Here is a 14358-nt window from a genome sequence, read left to right as displayed (position 1 = left end):
GACGCGCTGTATTTAAACGCTTTATTTATTATTCTTACCCTGCTTCTCTGGTTTGCCAGCATCGGCCACCGGCTGGCAGGGATTTGTTTTTGCTTTTAATTTTGTTGACGGACCATGGCGCCATCCGCCACCCGGTCCTCATGTAACAAAGGCGGTCCGACCGCTCATCCTGGAGGCTCAATGCAAACAGCACAGAACATCTCGATCAACCAACACGTCACCCCAGGATCGGCGTCGACCAGCCAAACCCCGGCCGAGATCGTCGCGCGCGGCGATTACCGCGTCATTCGCCGCAACGGCGCCGTCGTCGCTTTCGAGCCGCACAAGATCTCGGTCGCGATGACCAAGGCCTTCCTGGCCGTGGCCGGCGGCCAGGGCGCGGTTTCGGCGCGCATCCGCGAACTGGTGGAACAGCTGACCGGCAATGTGGTGACCGCGCTGGTGCGCCGCCAGCCGAACGGCGGCACGTTCCATATCGAAGACGTGCAGGACCAGGTCGAGCTGTCGCTGATGCGTTCGGGCGAGCACGATGTCGCACGTGAATACGTGCTGTACCGCGCCAAGCGCATGGACGAGCGCCGCGCGGCCAAGGAAGCCGCTGGCGGCGCGCCGGTCGCCGCGCCGCAGATCCACGTGGTCGATGGCGGCGCGCGCCGCCTGCTGGACATCAACGACGTCCACGCCCTGGTCAACGCCGCCTGCTCGGGCCTGGAAAAGCACGTCGACGCCGACGCGATCGTCGCCGAGACCATGAAGAACCTGTACGACGGCGTGCCGGTCGAGGAGCTGTACAAGTCCGCCATCCTGGCTGCCCGCGCGCTGATGGAAAAGGACCCGGCCTACAGCCAGGTGACCGCCCGCATCCTGCTGCACACCATCCGTAAAGAAGTGTTTGGCCACGAAGTGCCGCAAGCCGGCGCCGCCGCCGAATACCTGACCTACTTCCCGCAATACATCGCCAAGGGCATCCACAACGAGCTGCTGGACGAAGAGCTGGGCAAGTACGACCTCGAGCGCCTGGCCAAGGCCATTGTCTCCGACCGCGACCTGCAGTTCGGCTACATCGGCCTGCAGACCCTGTACGACCGCTACTTCCTGCACGTGCGCGACGTGCGCATCGAAATGCCGCAGGCCTTCTACATGCGTGTCGCGATGGGCCTGGCCCTGAGGGAAAGCGACCGCGAAGCGCGCGCCATCGAGTTCTACAACCTGCTGTCGTCGTTCGACTTCATGAGCTCGACCCCGACCCTGTTCAACTCGGGCACCCGCCGCTCGCAGCTGTCGTCGTGCTACCTGACCACCGTCGGCGACGACCTGGAAGACATCTACGACGCCATCAAGGAAAACGCGCTGCTGTCGAAGTTCGCCGGCGGCCTGGGCAACGACTGGACCCCGGTGCGCGCGCTGGGCTCGCGCATCAAGGGCACCAACGGCCGTTCGCAGGGCGTGGTCCCGTTCCTGAAAGTGGTCAACGACACCGCGGTGGCGGTGAACCAGGGCGGCAAGCGCAAGGGTGCGGTCTGCGCCTACCTGGAAACCTGGCACCTGGACATCGAAGAATTCCTGGACCTGCGCAAGAACACCGGCGACGACCGCCGCCGCACCCACGACATGAACACCGCGAACTGGATTCCCGACCTGTTCATGAAGCGCGTGATGGAAAAAGGCAGCTGGACCCTGTTCTCGCCGTCCGAGACGCCGGACCTGCACGACCTGACCGGCAAGGCCTTCGAACGAGCCTATGTGGGCTATGAAGCCAAGGCCGCCAATGGCGAGATGGCGGTCTTCAAGAAGATCGAAGCGATGGACCTGTGGCGCAAGATGCTGTCGATGCTGTTCGAAACCGGCCACCCATGGATCACCTTCAAGGATCCGTGCAATATCCGTTCGCCGCAGCAGCACGTGGGCGTGGTGCACTCGTCGAACCTGTGCACCGAGATCACCCTGAACACCAGCGCCGACGAAATCGCCGTCTGCAACCTGGGTTCGGTGAACCTGCCGCAGCACATGAAGGGCGATGGCCTGGACCACGTCAAGCTGCAAAAGACCATCCGCACCGCGATGCGCATGCTGGACAACGTCATCGACATCAACTACTACGCGGTCGACAAGGCGAAGAATTCGAACCTGCGCCACCGTCCGGTGGGCATGGGCGTCATGGGCCACCAGGATTGCCTGCACATGATGCGCATCCCGTTCGCCTCGGAACAGGCGGTGAAGTTCGCCGACGTCTCGATGGAAGCCGTCTGCTACTACGCCTACCTGGCCTCGACCGAGCTGGCCGAGGAACGCGGCCGCTACGAGACCTACACCGGCTCGCTGTGGGACCGCGGCATCCTGCCACAGGACTCGATCAAGCTGCTGGCGGAAGAGCGCGGCGGCTACCTGGAGCAGGACACCAGCGAAGTGATGGACTGGACCCCGGTGCGCGAGCGCATCAAGCAGTTCGGCATGCGTAACTCGAACTGCGTGGCGATCGCCCCGACCGCGACCATCTCGAACATCATCGGTGTGTCGGCCTGCATCGAACCGACCTTCCAGAACCTGTACGTGAAGTCGAACCTGTCGGGCGAATTCACCGAGATCAACTCGTACCTGGTGCGCGACCTGAAGGCGCGCGACCTGTGGGACGAAGTCATGATCGCCGACCTGAAGTACTTCGACGGTTCGCTGTCGAAGATCGACCGCGTGCCGCAAGACCTGCGCGACCTCTATGCGACGGCCTTCGAAGTCGAGCCGAAGTGGCTGGTGGAAGCCGCCTCGCGCCGCCAGAAGTGGATCGACCAGGCGCAGTCGCTGAACATCTACATGGCCGGCGCCTCGGGCAAGAAGCTGGACGAGACCTATAAACTGGCGTGGCTGCGTGGCCTGAAGACCACCTACTACCTGCGCACCATCGCCGCGACCCACCTGGAAAAGTCGACCACCCGCACCGGCGCCCTGAACGCCGTGCCGGTCTCGGGCGGCCTGCAGGCAGGCCATGCAGCGCCGGCGGCAGCGCCAGTGACCGCAGCACCAGCCGCGCCAGAAGCCGAAGGCGCCGCCTGCTACCTGCGTCCGGGCGACGATGGTTTCGAGGAATGCGAAGCCTGCCAGTAATGCTGTAACCGGGTGCGGGCCGACCGGACGGTCGGCGCGCACCATTCATCTCCGCTATCAACACACCATGTGACCTCACCGCGCTTGCTCGCGCCAGGCCACAAAAGAAGGAAATCACCATGCTCTCCTGGGACGACGAACCAACCAGCGCCCCGCGCGCCCCACAAGCCGCCAATCCCGACGCCGCTCCCGCCGCTGAGGTTGCGAAGCGCGTCAACGCCGACGACAAGCGCATCATCAACGGCGCAACCGACGTGAACCAGTTGGTGCCGTTCAAGTACAAATGGGCCTGGGACAAGTACCTGGCCGGCTGCGCCAACCACTGGATGCCGCAGGAAGTGAACATGCAGCGCGATATCGAGCTGTGGAAAAACCCGAACGGCCTGTCGGAAGACGAGCGCCGCCTGGTCAAGCGCAACCTGGGCTTCTTCGTGACCGCCGACTCGCTGGCCGCGAACAACATCGTGCTGGGCACCTATCGCCACATCACCGCCCCCGAGTGCCGCCAGTACCTGCTGCGCCAGGCCTTCGAAGAGGCGATCCACACCCACGCCTACCAGTACATCGTCGAATCGCTGGGCCTGGACGAAGGCGAGATCTTCAACGCCTACAACGAGATCGAGTCGATCCACGACAAGGACCAGTTCCTGATCCCGTTCATCGACGTCCTGACCAACCCGGAATTCAAGACCGGCACGACCGAAAACGACCAGAAGCTGCTGAAGTCGATCATCGTCTTCGCCTGCCTGATGGAAGGCCTGTTCTTCTACGTCGGCTTCACCCAGATCCTGGCGCTCGGCCGCCAGAACAAGATGACCGGCGCCGCCGAGCAGTACCAGTACATCCTGCGCGACGAGTCGATGCACGTGAACTTCGGCATCGACCTGATCAACACGATCAAGATGGAAAACCCGCAGCTGTGGACTCCGGAATTCCGCGAAGAGATCAACGCCCTGTTCCTGCAGGCGGTCGACCTGGAATACCGCTACGCCGAAGACACCATGCCGCGCGGCGTGCTGGGCCTGAACGCCCCGATGTTCAAGGGCTACCTGCGCTTCATCGCCAACCGCCGCGCCGTGCAGATCGGCCTGGAGCCACTGTTCCCGAACGAAGAGAATCCGTTCCCGTGGATGAGCGAGATGATCGACCTGAAGAAGGAGCGTAACTTCTTCGAGACGCGTGTGACCGAATACCAGACCGGCGGCACGCTGAGCTGGGATTGATCCGAGCCGGCATCGCAGCATCGAGACCCCGCATGTGCGGGGTTTTTCTTGCCCGCTCGTTTATTGCGACACCGGGCTAACTTGAACCATATGAAATGCCCGTACGGGGATGACTTGCCCTATGATGGCGATTTTTCCCGCCTGACCAGGAGACAACCTTGCAAGCCAACTCCCTGACGCTGCATGTCCTCATGCTCGCCAGCCTGGCGACGGTATCCGTCGCTCATGCCGCCTCCGCGCCGCAAGTCACCGCCGGCCGCACCATCTTCCAGAACAACTGCGCCAGCTGCCACACGGTCGATGCGAAGCTGTCGCCGCTGGCCGGTCCCGGCATGTTCGGCGTCGTCGGCCGCAAGGCCGCCGGCGTCCCCGGTTTCGGCTATTCGGGGGCGCTGGCCAAGGCCGGCGCCGCGGGCCTGGTCTGGACCCGCGAAGAGCTGGACGTATTCCTGCTCGACCCGGCCAAGCGGGTGCCCGGCACCACGATGCCGGTCGGCGTGCCGGACCAGAAGATGCGCGCGGCGCTGATCGACTATCTGGCCAGCCTGCAAGGACCCGCGGCCGCCGGCGCCGCAGCGCCGGCCACGCCGGCCGCAGCCGCCAGGCCGGCGGACCGCGCCGGCTCCTGGGACGATACCCGGCCCGGCAAGATTTTCCACATCAAGCCGACCGATCTGGCCAGGCCGTTCGCCACCGACAGCGCCGGCAACAGCCCGCGCGTGCAGGCGCGTCCGAACGGCGCGCTGCCAACCGTGATGCCGGGCTTCGAAGTGAGCGTGTTCGCCCAGGATGCCGACAAGCCGCGCACGCTCCTGCGCGCGCCGAACGGCGACGTGTTCCTGGCCGCCACCGGCGCCGGCCAAGTGAAAGTGCTGCGCTCGAAGAACGGCGACAAGGCCGATACCGCCGACGTGTTCGCCACCGGCCTGTCGCGTCCTTACGGCATGGCGTTCTGGCCGTCCGGCGCCAACCCGCAATACCTGTACGTGGCGGGCGTCAATTCGGTGGTGCGCATCCCTTACCGCAACGGCGACCTGAAGGCGCGCGCGGCAGCCGAGGTGGTGATTCCCTCGCTGTCCGAGACCAGCGGCGGCCACACCACCCGCACCCTGGTGTTCTCGAAAGACGACAAGACGATGCTGCTGTCGATCGGCTCGGCCACCAACGTCGCCAGCGACATCGGTCCACAACCGCCGCTGCCGATCGCCGAGTGGGAAAAACGCCACGGATTCGGCGCCGCCTGGGGCGTCGAGACCGACCGCGCCACCGTGATGGCGTTCGACCCGGACGGCAAGAACCGCCGCACGTACGCGACTGGCCTGCGCAACTGCGTCGGCCTGCTGGTGTATCCGGCCACCGGCGACGTGATGTGCAATGTGAATGAGCGCGACGCGCTGGGCGACGACCTGCCGCCGGACTACCTGACCCGCGTGAAGCAGGGCGGCTTCTATGGCTGGCCGTGGTACTACATCGGCGACAACGAAGACCCGCGCCTGAAGGGCATCCGCCCCGACCTGAAGGGCAAGACGATCACCCCGGACGTGCTGCTGCAGGCCCACTCGGCGCCGCTGGGCATGGTGGTCTACCACGCGCCGAAGGGCGCGAAGCACGCTTTCCCGAAGGAGTACGAGGGCGAGGTCTTCGTCGCGCTGCACGGCTCCTGGAACCGCGGCGTGCGCACCGGCTACAAGGTGGCGCGCGTGTTCATGAAGGATGGCGTGCCGACCGGGCAGTACCAGGACTTCATGAGCGGCATGGTGATCAGCGACCGCGAGGTCTGGGGCCGCCCGGCCGCGGTCGAAGTCGCGGCCGACGGCGCCTTGCTGGTGGTGGACGACGCCGGCGGCGCCGTGTGGCGCATTGTGCCGACCCCTGTGTCGACCCCGATGCCGAAACGCTAGATCGGCGCCAGGGCGTGCGCTAAGATGGGAAAGATGCGGCGCGGGCCGCGTCGATCCCTGGACATCCACGATCCGGAGCAGCGCATGCGCCACCCTGTCATTTTGCTGACCGTTCTTGCGCCCTTCACGCTTGGCGCCTGCGCCGCCGGGAAACCGGAGTCCGTTGCCCAGCCACCGCTGGTCCTCGCCGAGCAGGTGAAGGACGCGCCACGCGACGACGCCTGCGTCGGCTTGATCAACGATGCCGTGGCGCGCGACGCCCACGGAGTTTTCAGGCTGGCCGGCATGCTCAATACAAACACCGATCCGAAACACGGCCACGCCAAGAGGCAGGGGCCGCTGGTTCCCGCCGGCAGCCATCCGGCTGATATGCCGCGCCGGCAACTGGACGGCACCTTCCGCGCGCTGTTCGTCAACTGCGAAACGCGCCAGGCTTATGTGTCAAAGCGCGGCGCGGTCATCGACATCACTTACTGGTACGGGCCGTTCGGCCTGTGAACCGCACGTCGCGACATTCTTCAGCACATGGATCCGCTGGTTCTGTGGCCGAGCGCCGGGATGGCGGAGGGATCGTCGTGCAGCGACGTGGTTGGCATGGATGCTCCTTTCGACTGGCGGCATTGGGTGCGGAGAATGCGCTCTCGCGTATATGCAGACTTACTCGGATGACGTTGATTCAGATGCAGTGGTGCGCTGGCCGGTCTTTGCAATCATGCGACACTGAAACATGAATATGCCCCGCTGGCAGAGGCACGATGGCGGCGTGATTCCAGCTTATCGATCAGTTGAAATGCGATAGGTAAAGGCTGCAGCGCATGTCGGGCATGTCGTTGATTGGCGCGCGGGCGCGCAATTCACCGTCCAAATCACGCGACTCTTTTTGCGATTCACGGTTGCGCGCTCACAAAGAATGCGCGTACTTTACGTGATTGAATTTGTCAAATCGAGAAGATGTGATATTGTCGCGGGCATCGGGCAAAATCGATCGAATAATAGGACGCTGAACCAAACAGTATGCACGGAAGCGAAGCGAAAAGAACAAGCCGGCTTGTCTGACCAATTGCTCAGGCAAGGCGGCTTTTTCTTTTCGCACCCGCAAGGGTAGCGATGTGAAACGCTGGAACGGTGACCTGTCGATGTTGGCTGAAGCGCTGCAACTGTGAGGAGTTGCAGCAGTTCAGCCGGTGCCGGATTCATTGGCCTAAATCGACGCTTGCTTTGGTCCGATGAATAATTCGCCGGGTTTGATCCGGCGGGTTTTAAACCTCGAGCGTATTTCTCATCGCAGATGAAGGAGAACAAGAATGGCAACCGCTAAGAAACCAGCAGCAAAGGCAGCAGTAAAGAGCGCGCCGTCGTCCACGACGAAGTCGAGCGCAAAGGCTGCGGCAGAGAAACCAGTCGCAAAGAAAGTCGCGACCAAGACCACCACCAAGGCAGCCGCCAAGCCGGCAGCCAAGGCCGTGAGCAAGCCGGCAGCGAAAACCGCTGCTAAACCTGTTGCAAAGAAAACTACTGCAACCAAGACCGCCGCGACCAAAACCGCTGCTACCAAAGCAACGGCCAAAACCGCGACCAAATCGGCAGCCAAGCCGGCAGCCAAGCCTGCAGTGAAGAAAGCCGCCGCTAAACCGGCAGCCAAGCCGGCAGCGAAGAAAGCCGCCGCAAAACCGGCAGCGAAATCGGCAGCCAAGCCGGCGGCAAAGAAAGCCGCCGCTAAACCGGCAGCCAAGTCGGCAACCAAGCCGGCAGCAAAGAAAGCCGCCGCTAAACCGGCAGCCAAGCCGGCAGCGAAAAAGGCCGCCGCTAAACCAGCCGCCAAGTCGACCGCGAAAACCGCCACCAAAGCCGCCGCTAAACCTGCAGCCAAAAAAGCGACTGCAAGCAAGGCCGCCGCTAAACCAGTAGCGAAGAAAGCGACCGCGACCAAGGCAACCGCGAAACCGGCAGCGAAGAAAGCAACCGCGACCAAAACCGCCAAGCCAGCAGCGAAGAAAGCGACCGCCACTAAAACCGCCGCCAAACCGGCAGCGAAGAAAGCGACCGCCACCAAAACCGCCGCCAAACCGGCAGCGAAGAAAGCGACCGCCACCAAAACCGCGGCCAAACCGGCAGCGAAGAAAGCGACCGCCACCAAAACCGCGGCCAAACCGGCAGCGAAGAAAGCGACCGCGACCAAAACCGCCGCCAAACCGGCAGCGAAAAAAGCGACCGCCACCAAAACCGCCGCAAAACCAGCAGTGAAGAAAGCGTCGCCCGCAGCAAAAAAAGCGTCGCCGGCCGCTAATAAAGCTGCGCCGGCTGCAAACAAGGCTGCTCCAGCCGCTAAAAAAGCTGCTCCAGTGAAAGCTGCAGCAACCAAGACCGCTGTCGCCAAGCCAGAAGCCAAGCCAGCAGTAGTGGCCAAGGCCGAAGCCAAGCCGGAAGCCAAAGTCGACACCAAGGCCGAAACCAAGCCGGAAGTGAAGGCTGACGCCAAGGCCGACGCCAAGCCGGAAGCGAAAAAGCCGGCCGCCAGGAAACCGGCCGCCAAGCCGGCAGCGACCACCGCCGCGCAACCGGCAGACGCACCAGGCGCCGCTCCGGCAGCGCCAAGCGCCGCGCCGGCGAAGACCGTGCTGGCGCCGACCGCATGGCCGTTCCCGACCAGCAGCCGTCCTTAATACCGGACGTCTTCCGACCTGCCGCGCACCATGTGCGCATGGCAAGTCGGATCTGCTTCAGGCACAATGCCGCTGTGTGATTGTTCGCACAGCGGTTTTTTTTTGAGGAGAGTCCGTGCTGTTCATTCTTCAGTTTATCGTCGATATCATCGCAGGCTTGCTGGGTGGGGTGCTGCTGCTGCGTTTCTGGACGAACGCGATCCGCGTGCGTCTGCCCGACCAGATCCGCCAGTTCGTGCACACCATCACCGACTGGCTGGTGATGCCGCTGCGGCGCGTGGTGCCGGGCACCCGGGGTTACGACTGGGCGAGCCTGATCGGCGCCTTCCTGGTGGTGCTGTTGGCCAGCACGTTCGTGCTGCTGCAGGGCGGCAGCGGCGAGATGGTGCTGCTGTATGCGCTGCACCGCTTCCTGAACTGGATCCTGTACGGTTTCATGGCGCTCCTGATCATCGAAGCGATCTTCAGCTGGGTGAACCCGAACGCGCCGCTGGCGCCGTTCGTGCACGCCCTGAACCAGCCGGTGCTGCGCCCGATCCGGCGCGTGGTCCCGCCGATCGGCGGCATCGACCTGTCGGTGCTGGTGGCGCTGGTGCTGATCCAGATCCTGCTGTTCGTCCTGCGGCAGGTGTTCGGCTTCTAGTCGCTCGCAGCGAGCCGGAAACAAAGATGGCCTTGCATTCGCAAGGCCATTTTTTCATCCCGTAGGGTTGGCGGCTCGGCCGCCGACGCGGCGATGGTTGGCAACAAGATCATCCGGCGCGATATCGGCGCCGGTAACACTCAACGCGTCGGCGGCTCGGCCGCCGACCCTACGACTTACCGGGCAAGGTAAATCAGCGGAACTTGAAGCCGAAGGCGGCCTCGAATTTCTGGTCGAATTCCTGCGGCGTGAAGCTGTGGTTCTGGCCGCCCGCCGATGCGATCTTGATCGCGCCCAGCAGGCTGGCGATGCGGCCGCTGGTGGCCCAGTCCAGGCCGTTGGTGATCCCGAACAGCAGGCCGGCGCGGTAGGCGTCGCCGCAGCCGGTCGGGTCGACCACGTTCGCTGCCTGCACCGCCGGGATGCGATAGTGCTCGCCGCCGGCATGAATGTCGGACCCTTCGGCGCCGCGTGTGATCACCAGGGCATCCAGGCGCGCCGCGATGTCGGCCTGGGAGAGGCCGGTGCGGTCCATCACCATCTCGAATTCATAATCGTTGCACGCCAGGTAGCTGGCCTGGCCGATGAAGGTGATCAGCTCGTCGCCCGAGAACATCGGCAGCTGCTGGCCCGGATCGAACATGAACGGCACCTTCAGCTCGGCGCAGTCGCGCGCATGCTTGATCATGCCGTCGCGGCCGTCCGGCGAAATGATCGCCACCGCCAGCGGCCCCTGGTCGGCCACGTTGTTCTGGTGCGAGAACTGCATGGCGCCCGGGTGGAAGGCGTTGATCTGGTTGTTGTCCTGGTCGGCGGTGACGAAGCATTGCGCGGTATAGGCGTCGGCGATGGTGCGGATGCCGCGGGTCTGGAGCCCTTGCTCTTCCATGCGCTTCAGGTAGTCGCCGCCGTCCATGCCCAGGGTGCCCATGATCAGCGGTTCGCCGCCCAGCAGCCTGAGGTTGTAGGCGATGTTGGCCGAGCAGCCGCCGTATTCGGTGCGCAGGGTCGGCACCAGGAACGACACATTCACGCGGTGCAGCTGGTCGGCCAGCAGGGTGTCGCCGAAGCGGCCGTGGTATTGCATGATCTTGTCGAATGCGAGCGAGCCGCAGATCAGGGCGGTTTTGGTCATGGGTTCAGCCTTCAGGGGTAGAAAACGGCAATGTGGTAGCCGGAAGGCTCGAGTCCTTCCAGCCTGAAATGGATCTTGACCGGCTGCTCGGCGCGCGCGCCGAAGCCGGTGATGTTGCCGCCCTCGGCGTCGGCAAGCTGGGGAACGTAGTCGCGCGGACCGAACACGCGCCGCACCAGCGGCTTGTCATCGCGATCGTTCAGGGTCAGCTCGATGCTGGGCCAGGCCAGCGCCAGGTCGCCGCCGTTACGCAGCACGGTGTTCAAGGTATAGGCGTTGCCGCCCAGGGTAATGAGTTCGCCGGTTTCGATCACCAGCGCGTCCGGCCGCGCCGGCAGCCCGACCTGGCAGCCGAACAGGTCGCAGGCCGAGACCAGGGCCGGGCGCAGGCCGGGATAGCGGGCCGCCAATATGTCGCGAAAGCTCACCATCGCCTGCAGGACGATCGCCAGCAGCAGCAGGATGCTGCCGGCGATCATCGCGATGCGCACGGCCTTGCCTGACTGCTCGCGCTGGCGGCCGCGACGCACGAACTCGGGTTCGTCGATCTCGGGCACGCGCAGCTTGGGTGTCTCTTCGATCCGGGTCGGGGTCAGCTTGGAACGGCGCGAACGGGCTTCGGCGGCGCGCCCGCGCGGGGATCTGGATGGCGGCGCCGCGGCGGGCGAGACGATCGGCGGCGAGCCGCCGGCCGATTCGCGCAGCAGCAGCGGCGGCGCATCCGGCGCCGGCTGGCGCGCCACGGGTTCGGCGGCGCCCGCCATGGCTTCTGCGGCTGGCGCCGGCCCATCGTGGCTATCGCGGCCATCGGCCGGCGGCGGGGCAGCCGCGCGCTCCTCGTGCACCTGGATGTCGGCCACAGGAGCTGGTGCGGCCTCGGCCTCGACCGCCAGGTCCTGCTCGGCGTCCGGTTCGTTCAAGGCATGCGGCAGGATGCCGAACGGCGACAGCGCGCGGTCGAATTCGAGCGTGTAGATCGGCTGATCGGCGTCCTGGCCGGTATTCTGGCCGCCATCCTTGCCGGAATCTGGCGCGATCGAAGCGTTGGTCGCGGACGTGTCTTGCGTGGCGCCTGGGGATAAAGCAGCGGCGCTCTGCGCGGCGGTCAGGTCGACCAGCCCCGCATTGCCGTCGAAGACCTGCTGGCAGGCGCCGCAGCGCACGATGCCCCCACGCAGCTTGAGCTGGTCCGCGGCGACGCGGAACAGCGTACCGCAGTGGGGGCATTGGGTGGCGAGCGCCATGCCTGTCTAGCCTTGGGTGCGGGGCGGCGGCGCGCTGTCCTGGCCGAGCGTCCCGTGAAGGGCAACCCAGCCGTCCTGCTCGGCCCAGACGCCCAGCTTGATGAAGGGTAGATAGGCGGCGGCGACTTCCTCCGCCTGGCGCGCCAGCACGCCCGACAGGACCAGGCTGCCGCCATCGGCCACGCGGCCGGCCAGCATCGGCGCCATCAGCTTCAGTGGGCTCGACAGGATGTTGGCCACCACGACGTCGAACTTGCCGCCCGCATGGCGCTCGTTGCCAGACAGCGCGAAGGTGTCGGGCAGGTAGTAGTCGATCTCGACGCCGTTGCGTTCGGCGTTGGCGCGCGCGGACTCGATCGCCTGCGGATCGATGTCGACGCCGGCGACGTCGTGCGCGCCCAGCTTCTTGGCCACCATCGCCAGGATGCCCGAGCCGCAGCCATAGTCCAGCACCGACTTGCCCGGCGCCGGATGGGCCTCCAGCCATTCCATGCACAGGCGGGTGGTCGGATGGCTGCCGGTGCCGAAGGCCAGGCCCGGATCGAGCTCGAGGATCAGGCCGGATGGATCGGGCGCTTCGTGCCAGCTCGGCACGACCCAGATGTTCTTGCCGATGTGGATAGGCTCGAACTGCGACTGGGTCAGGCGCACCCAGTCGGCGTCTTCGACCTTGCGGGTGGTGAAGGCCGGCACCACGTCCAGCCTGACCGCCTGCGCGGCCTCGGTGACGATCGCCAGCTGGTCGGCGTCGGACTCCAGCAGGGCCACGACGCGGCTGTGGTCCCATGCGGCCTGGGTCGGTTCCATGCCCGGCTCCCCGAACAGGGGTTTTTCGTCTTCGGTGCCTTCGTCGGCGTCCTCGACGGACACCGACAGCGCGCCCGCCTCCATCAGGGCGTCGGACAGCGCTTCCGCGTGGTCGCGGGCGATCTCGATGACGACTTCAGTCCAGCTCATTCTTTGACCTTGGCTTCCGATTTGGCGCCGAGCGCCGTTTCCTTCGGCAGATCGGGCTTGGCGGCCAGTTTCTGCTCCAGGTAGTGGATATTGGTGCCGCCTTCGATGAAACGGGCGTCGACCATCAGTTCGCGATGCAGCGGAATATTGGTGAGGATACCTTCGACCACCATTTCGGAGAGCGCGATTTGCATGCGGCGGATCGCTTGCTCCCGGGTCGCACCGTATGAAATTACCTTGCCGATCATCGAGTCGTAGTGAGGTGGCACATAGTATCCGGCATATGAGTGCGAATCGACACGGATGCCAGGACCGCCCGGCGGGTGCCAGCCGGTGATGCGGCCTGGCGACGGGGTGAACTTGAACGGATCCTCGGCATTGATGCGGCACTCGATCGAGTGACCCGACAGCATGATGTCGCGCTGGCGGAAGCGCAGCTTCTCGCCGCAGGCGATGCGGATCTGCTCCTGCACGATGTCGATCCCGGTGATCATCTCGGTGACCGGGTGCTCGACCTGGACGCGGGTGTTCATCTCGATGAAGTAGAACTCGCCGTTCTCGTACAGGAATTCGAAGGTGCCGGCGCCGCGGTAGCCGATCTTGCGGCAGGCTTCGGCGCAGCGGTCGCCGATCTTCTCGATGAGTTTACGCGGGATGCCCGGCGCCGGTGCTTCCTCGATCACCTTCTGGTGGCGGCGCTGCATCGAGCAGTCGCGTTCGCCCAGCCAGACGGCGTTCCGGTGTTCGTCGGCCAGGATCTGGATCTCCACGTGACGCGGATTCTCCAGAAACTTCTCCATATAGACTTCCGGATTGCCGAAGGCAGTGCCGGCTTCGGTCTTGGTCATCTGCACCGCATTGAGCAGCGCCGCTTCGGTATGCACCACGCGCATGCCGCGGCCGCCGCCGCCGCCGGCGGCCTTGATGATGACCGGGTAGCCGACGCGGCGCGCGGTCTGGACGATCTCTTTCGGATCGTCCGGCAGGGCGCCGTCCGATCCCGGCACGCACGGCACGCCGGCCTTGATCATCGCCTGCTTGGCCGACACCTTGTCGCCCATCAGGCGGATCGAGTCGGAACGCGGGCCGATGAAGACGAAGCCGGACTTTTCGACGCGCTCGGCGAAATCGGCGTTCTCGGACAGGAAGCCGTAGCCCGGGTGGATCGCCTCGGCGTCAGTCACTTCGGCGGCGCTGATGATCGCGGGCATGTTCAGATAGCTGAGGGTCGATTGCGCCGGTCCGATGCAGACCGATTCGTCCGCCAGTTTCACGTACTTGGCGTCCTTGTCGGCCTCGGAGTGGACGACGACCGTCTTGATGCCCAGCTCGCGGCAGGCGCGCTGGATACGCAGCGCGATTTCACCACGGTTGGCGATGAGGATTTTTTCAAACATGGTAGGTCCGGTATTCAGTGAAAACCGGCGCGGCTGAAAGGACAGGCGGCGCCGGACACGTCATGGGTGAGCCGGCGGCGCGCGTCGTACGCGCTG

Annotated in this window: 11 protein-coding genes; 6 read left to right on the top strand and 5 right to left on the bottom strand. The window is 64.8% G+C overall.

Going from position 1 to position 14358, the window contains the following annotated elements; translation table 11 throughout:
* Positions 1–180: 180 nt before the first annotated feature.
* From ABIB38_RS09385 to ABIB38_RS09370, 4 genes are all read left to right on the top strand, one after another.
* Positions 181–3099, top strand: a complete 2919-nt coding sequence (locus ABIB38_RS09385) for a ribonucleoside-diphosphate reductase subunit alpha (protein ID WP_429203490.1) — start codon at positions 181–183, stop codon at positions 3097–3099.
* 119 nt (positions 3100–3218) lie between these two features.
* Positions 3219–4322 carry a ribonucleotide-diphosphate reductase subunit beta gene (locus tag ABIB38_RS09380; RefSeq protein ID WP_429203489.1) on the top strand — a complete coding sequence of 368 codons (1104 nt, stop codon included), beginning with the start codon at positions 3219–3221 and terminating at the stop codon, positions 4320–4322.
* A 158-nt stretch (positions 4323–4480) separates the two neighbouring features.
* Positions 4481–6223, top strand: coding sequence for a PQQ-dependent sugar dehydrogenase (locus ABIB38_RS09375; RefSeq protein WP_429203488.1), 1743 nt, complete (start codon positions 4481–4483; stop codon positions 6221–6223).
* Between the two features lie 24 nt (positions 6224–6247).
* Positions 6248–6721: a hypothetical protein gene (locus ABIB38_RS09370; protein ID WP_429203487.1), complete on the top strand. Its 474-nt coding sequence runs from the start codon at positions 6248–6250 to the stop codon at positions 6719–6721.
* Positions 6722–7502: 781 nt separating this feature from the next.
* On the opposite strand, the gene ABIB38_RS09365 is transcribed toward ABIB38_RS09370, so the two are convergent.
* Positions 7503–8534: a hypothetical protein gene (locus ABIB38_RS09365; protein ID WP_429203486.1), complete on the bottom strand. Its 1032-nt coding sequence runs from the start codon at positions 8532–8534 to the stop codon at positions 7503–7505.
* A gap of 31 nt (positions 8535–8565) precedes the next feature.
* On the opposite strand from ABIB38_RS09365, the gene ABIB38_RS09360 reads away from it, so the two are divergent.
* Together ABIB38_RS09360 and ABIB38_RS09355 are read left to right on the top strand one after the other, a co-directional pair.
* The gene (locus ABIB38_RS09360) at positions 8566–8886 is read left to right on the top strand and encodes a hypothetical protein (RefSeq protein WP_429203485.1); all 321 of its coding nucleotides are present in this window, start codon (positions 8566–8568) and stop codon (positions 8884–8886) included.
* A 115-nt stretch (positions 8887–9001) separates the two neighbouring features.
* Complete coding sequence (locus ABIB38_RS09355) at positions 9002–9529, top strand: YggT family protein (protein ID WP_429203484.1); 528 nt, start codon at positions 9002–9004, stop codon at positions 9527–9529.
* Positions 9530–9722: 193 nt separating this feature from the next.
* Here ABIB38_RS09355 and ABIB38_RS09350 read toward each other — a convergent pair whose 3' ends face one another.
* From ABIB38_RS09350 to accC, 4 genes are read right to left on the bottom strand one after another with little or no spacing between them, the layout of a single operon-like run.
* Positions 9723–10664, bottom strand: a complete 942-nt coding sequence (locus ABIB38_RS09350) for a carbohydrate kinase family protein (RefSeq protein ID WP_429203483.1) — start codon at positions 10662–10664, stop codon at positions 9723–9725.
* A gap of 11 nt (positions 10665–10675) precedes the next feature.
* Positions 10676–11908: a DUF3426 domain-containing protein gene (locus tag ABIB38_RS09345; RefSeq protein ID WP_429203482.1), complete on the bottom strand. Its 1233-nt coding sequence runs from the start codon at positions 11906–11908 to the stop codon at positions 10676–10678.
* Positions 11909–11914: 6 nt separating this feature from the next.
* A complete protein-coding gene (gene prmA, locus ABIB38_RS09340) occupies positions 11915–12865 on the bottom strand; it encodes a 50S ribosomal protein L11 methyltransferase (protein ID WP_429203481.1) in 951 nt (316 codons plus the stop codon).
* Entirely contained in the window at positions 12862–14262 is a 1401-nt protein-coding gene (gene accC / locus ABIB38_RS09335) for an acetyl-CoA carboxylase biotin carboxylase subunit (RefSeq protein WP_429203480.1), read from the bottom strand. Before accC ends, prmA begins: the two co-directional genes overlap by 4 nt.
* Positions 14263–14358 lie beyond the last annotated feature (96 nt).

Source organism: Massilia sp. UYP11, assembly GCF_050434805.1.
Classification (GTDB): Bacteria; Pseudomonadota; Gammaproteobacteria; order Burkholderiales; family Burkholderiaceae_D; genus Telluria.
Note: the sequence above shows the minus strand (reverse complement) of the source record. Positions and strands in the feature narration are given on the sequence as shown.

What these genes read in the sequence shown, in the direction of transcription:
- ABIB38_RS09385 (WP_429203490.1), top strand. Translation starts at nt 181, where the DNA reads ATGCAAACAGCACAGAACATCTCGATCAACCAACACGTCACCCCAGGA.
- ABIB38_RS09380 (WP_429203489.1), top strand. Translation starts at nt 3,219, where the DNA reads ATGCTCTCCTGGGACGACGAACCAACCAGCGCCCCGCGCGCCCCACAA.
- ABIB38_RS09370 (WP_429203487.1), top strand. Translation starts at nt 6,248, where the DNA reads ATGGGAAAGATGCGGCGCGGGCCGCGTCGATCCCTGGACATCCACGAT.
- ABIB38_RS09350 (WP_429203483.1), bottom strand. Translation starts at nt 10,664, where the DNA reads ATGACCAAAACCGCCCTGATCTGCGGCTCGCTCGCATTCGACAAGATC.
- ABIB38_RS09345 (WP_429203482.1), bottom strand. Translation starts at nt 11,908, where the DNA reads ATGGCGCTCGCCACCCAATGCCCCCACTGCGGTACGCTGTTCCGCGTC.
- prmA (WP_429203481.1), bottom strand. Translation starts at nt 12,865, where the DNA reads ATGAGCTGGACTGAAGTCGTCATCGAGATCGCCCGCGACCACGCGGAA.
- accC (WP_429203480.1), bottom strand. Translation starts at nt 14,262, where the DNA reads ATGTTTGAAAAAATCCTCATCGCCAACCGTGGTGAAATCGCGCTGCGT.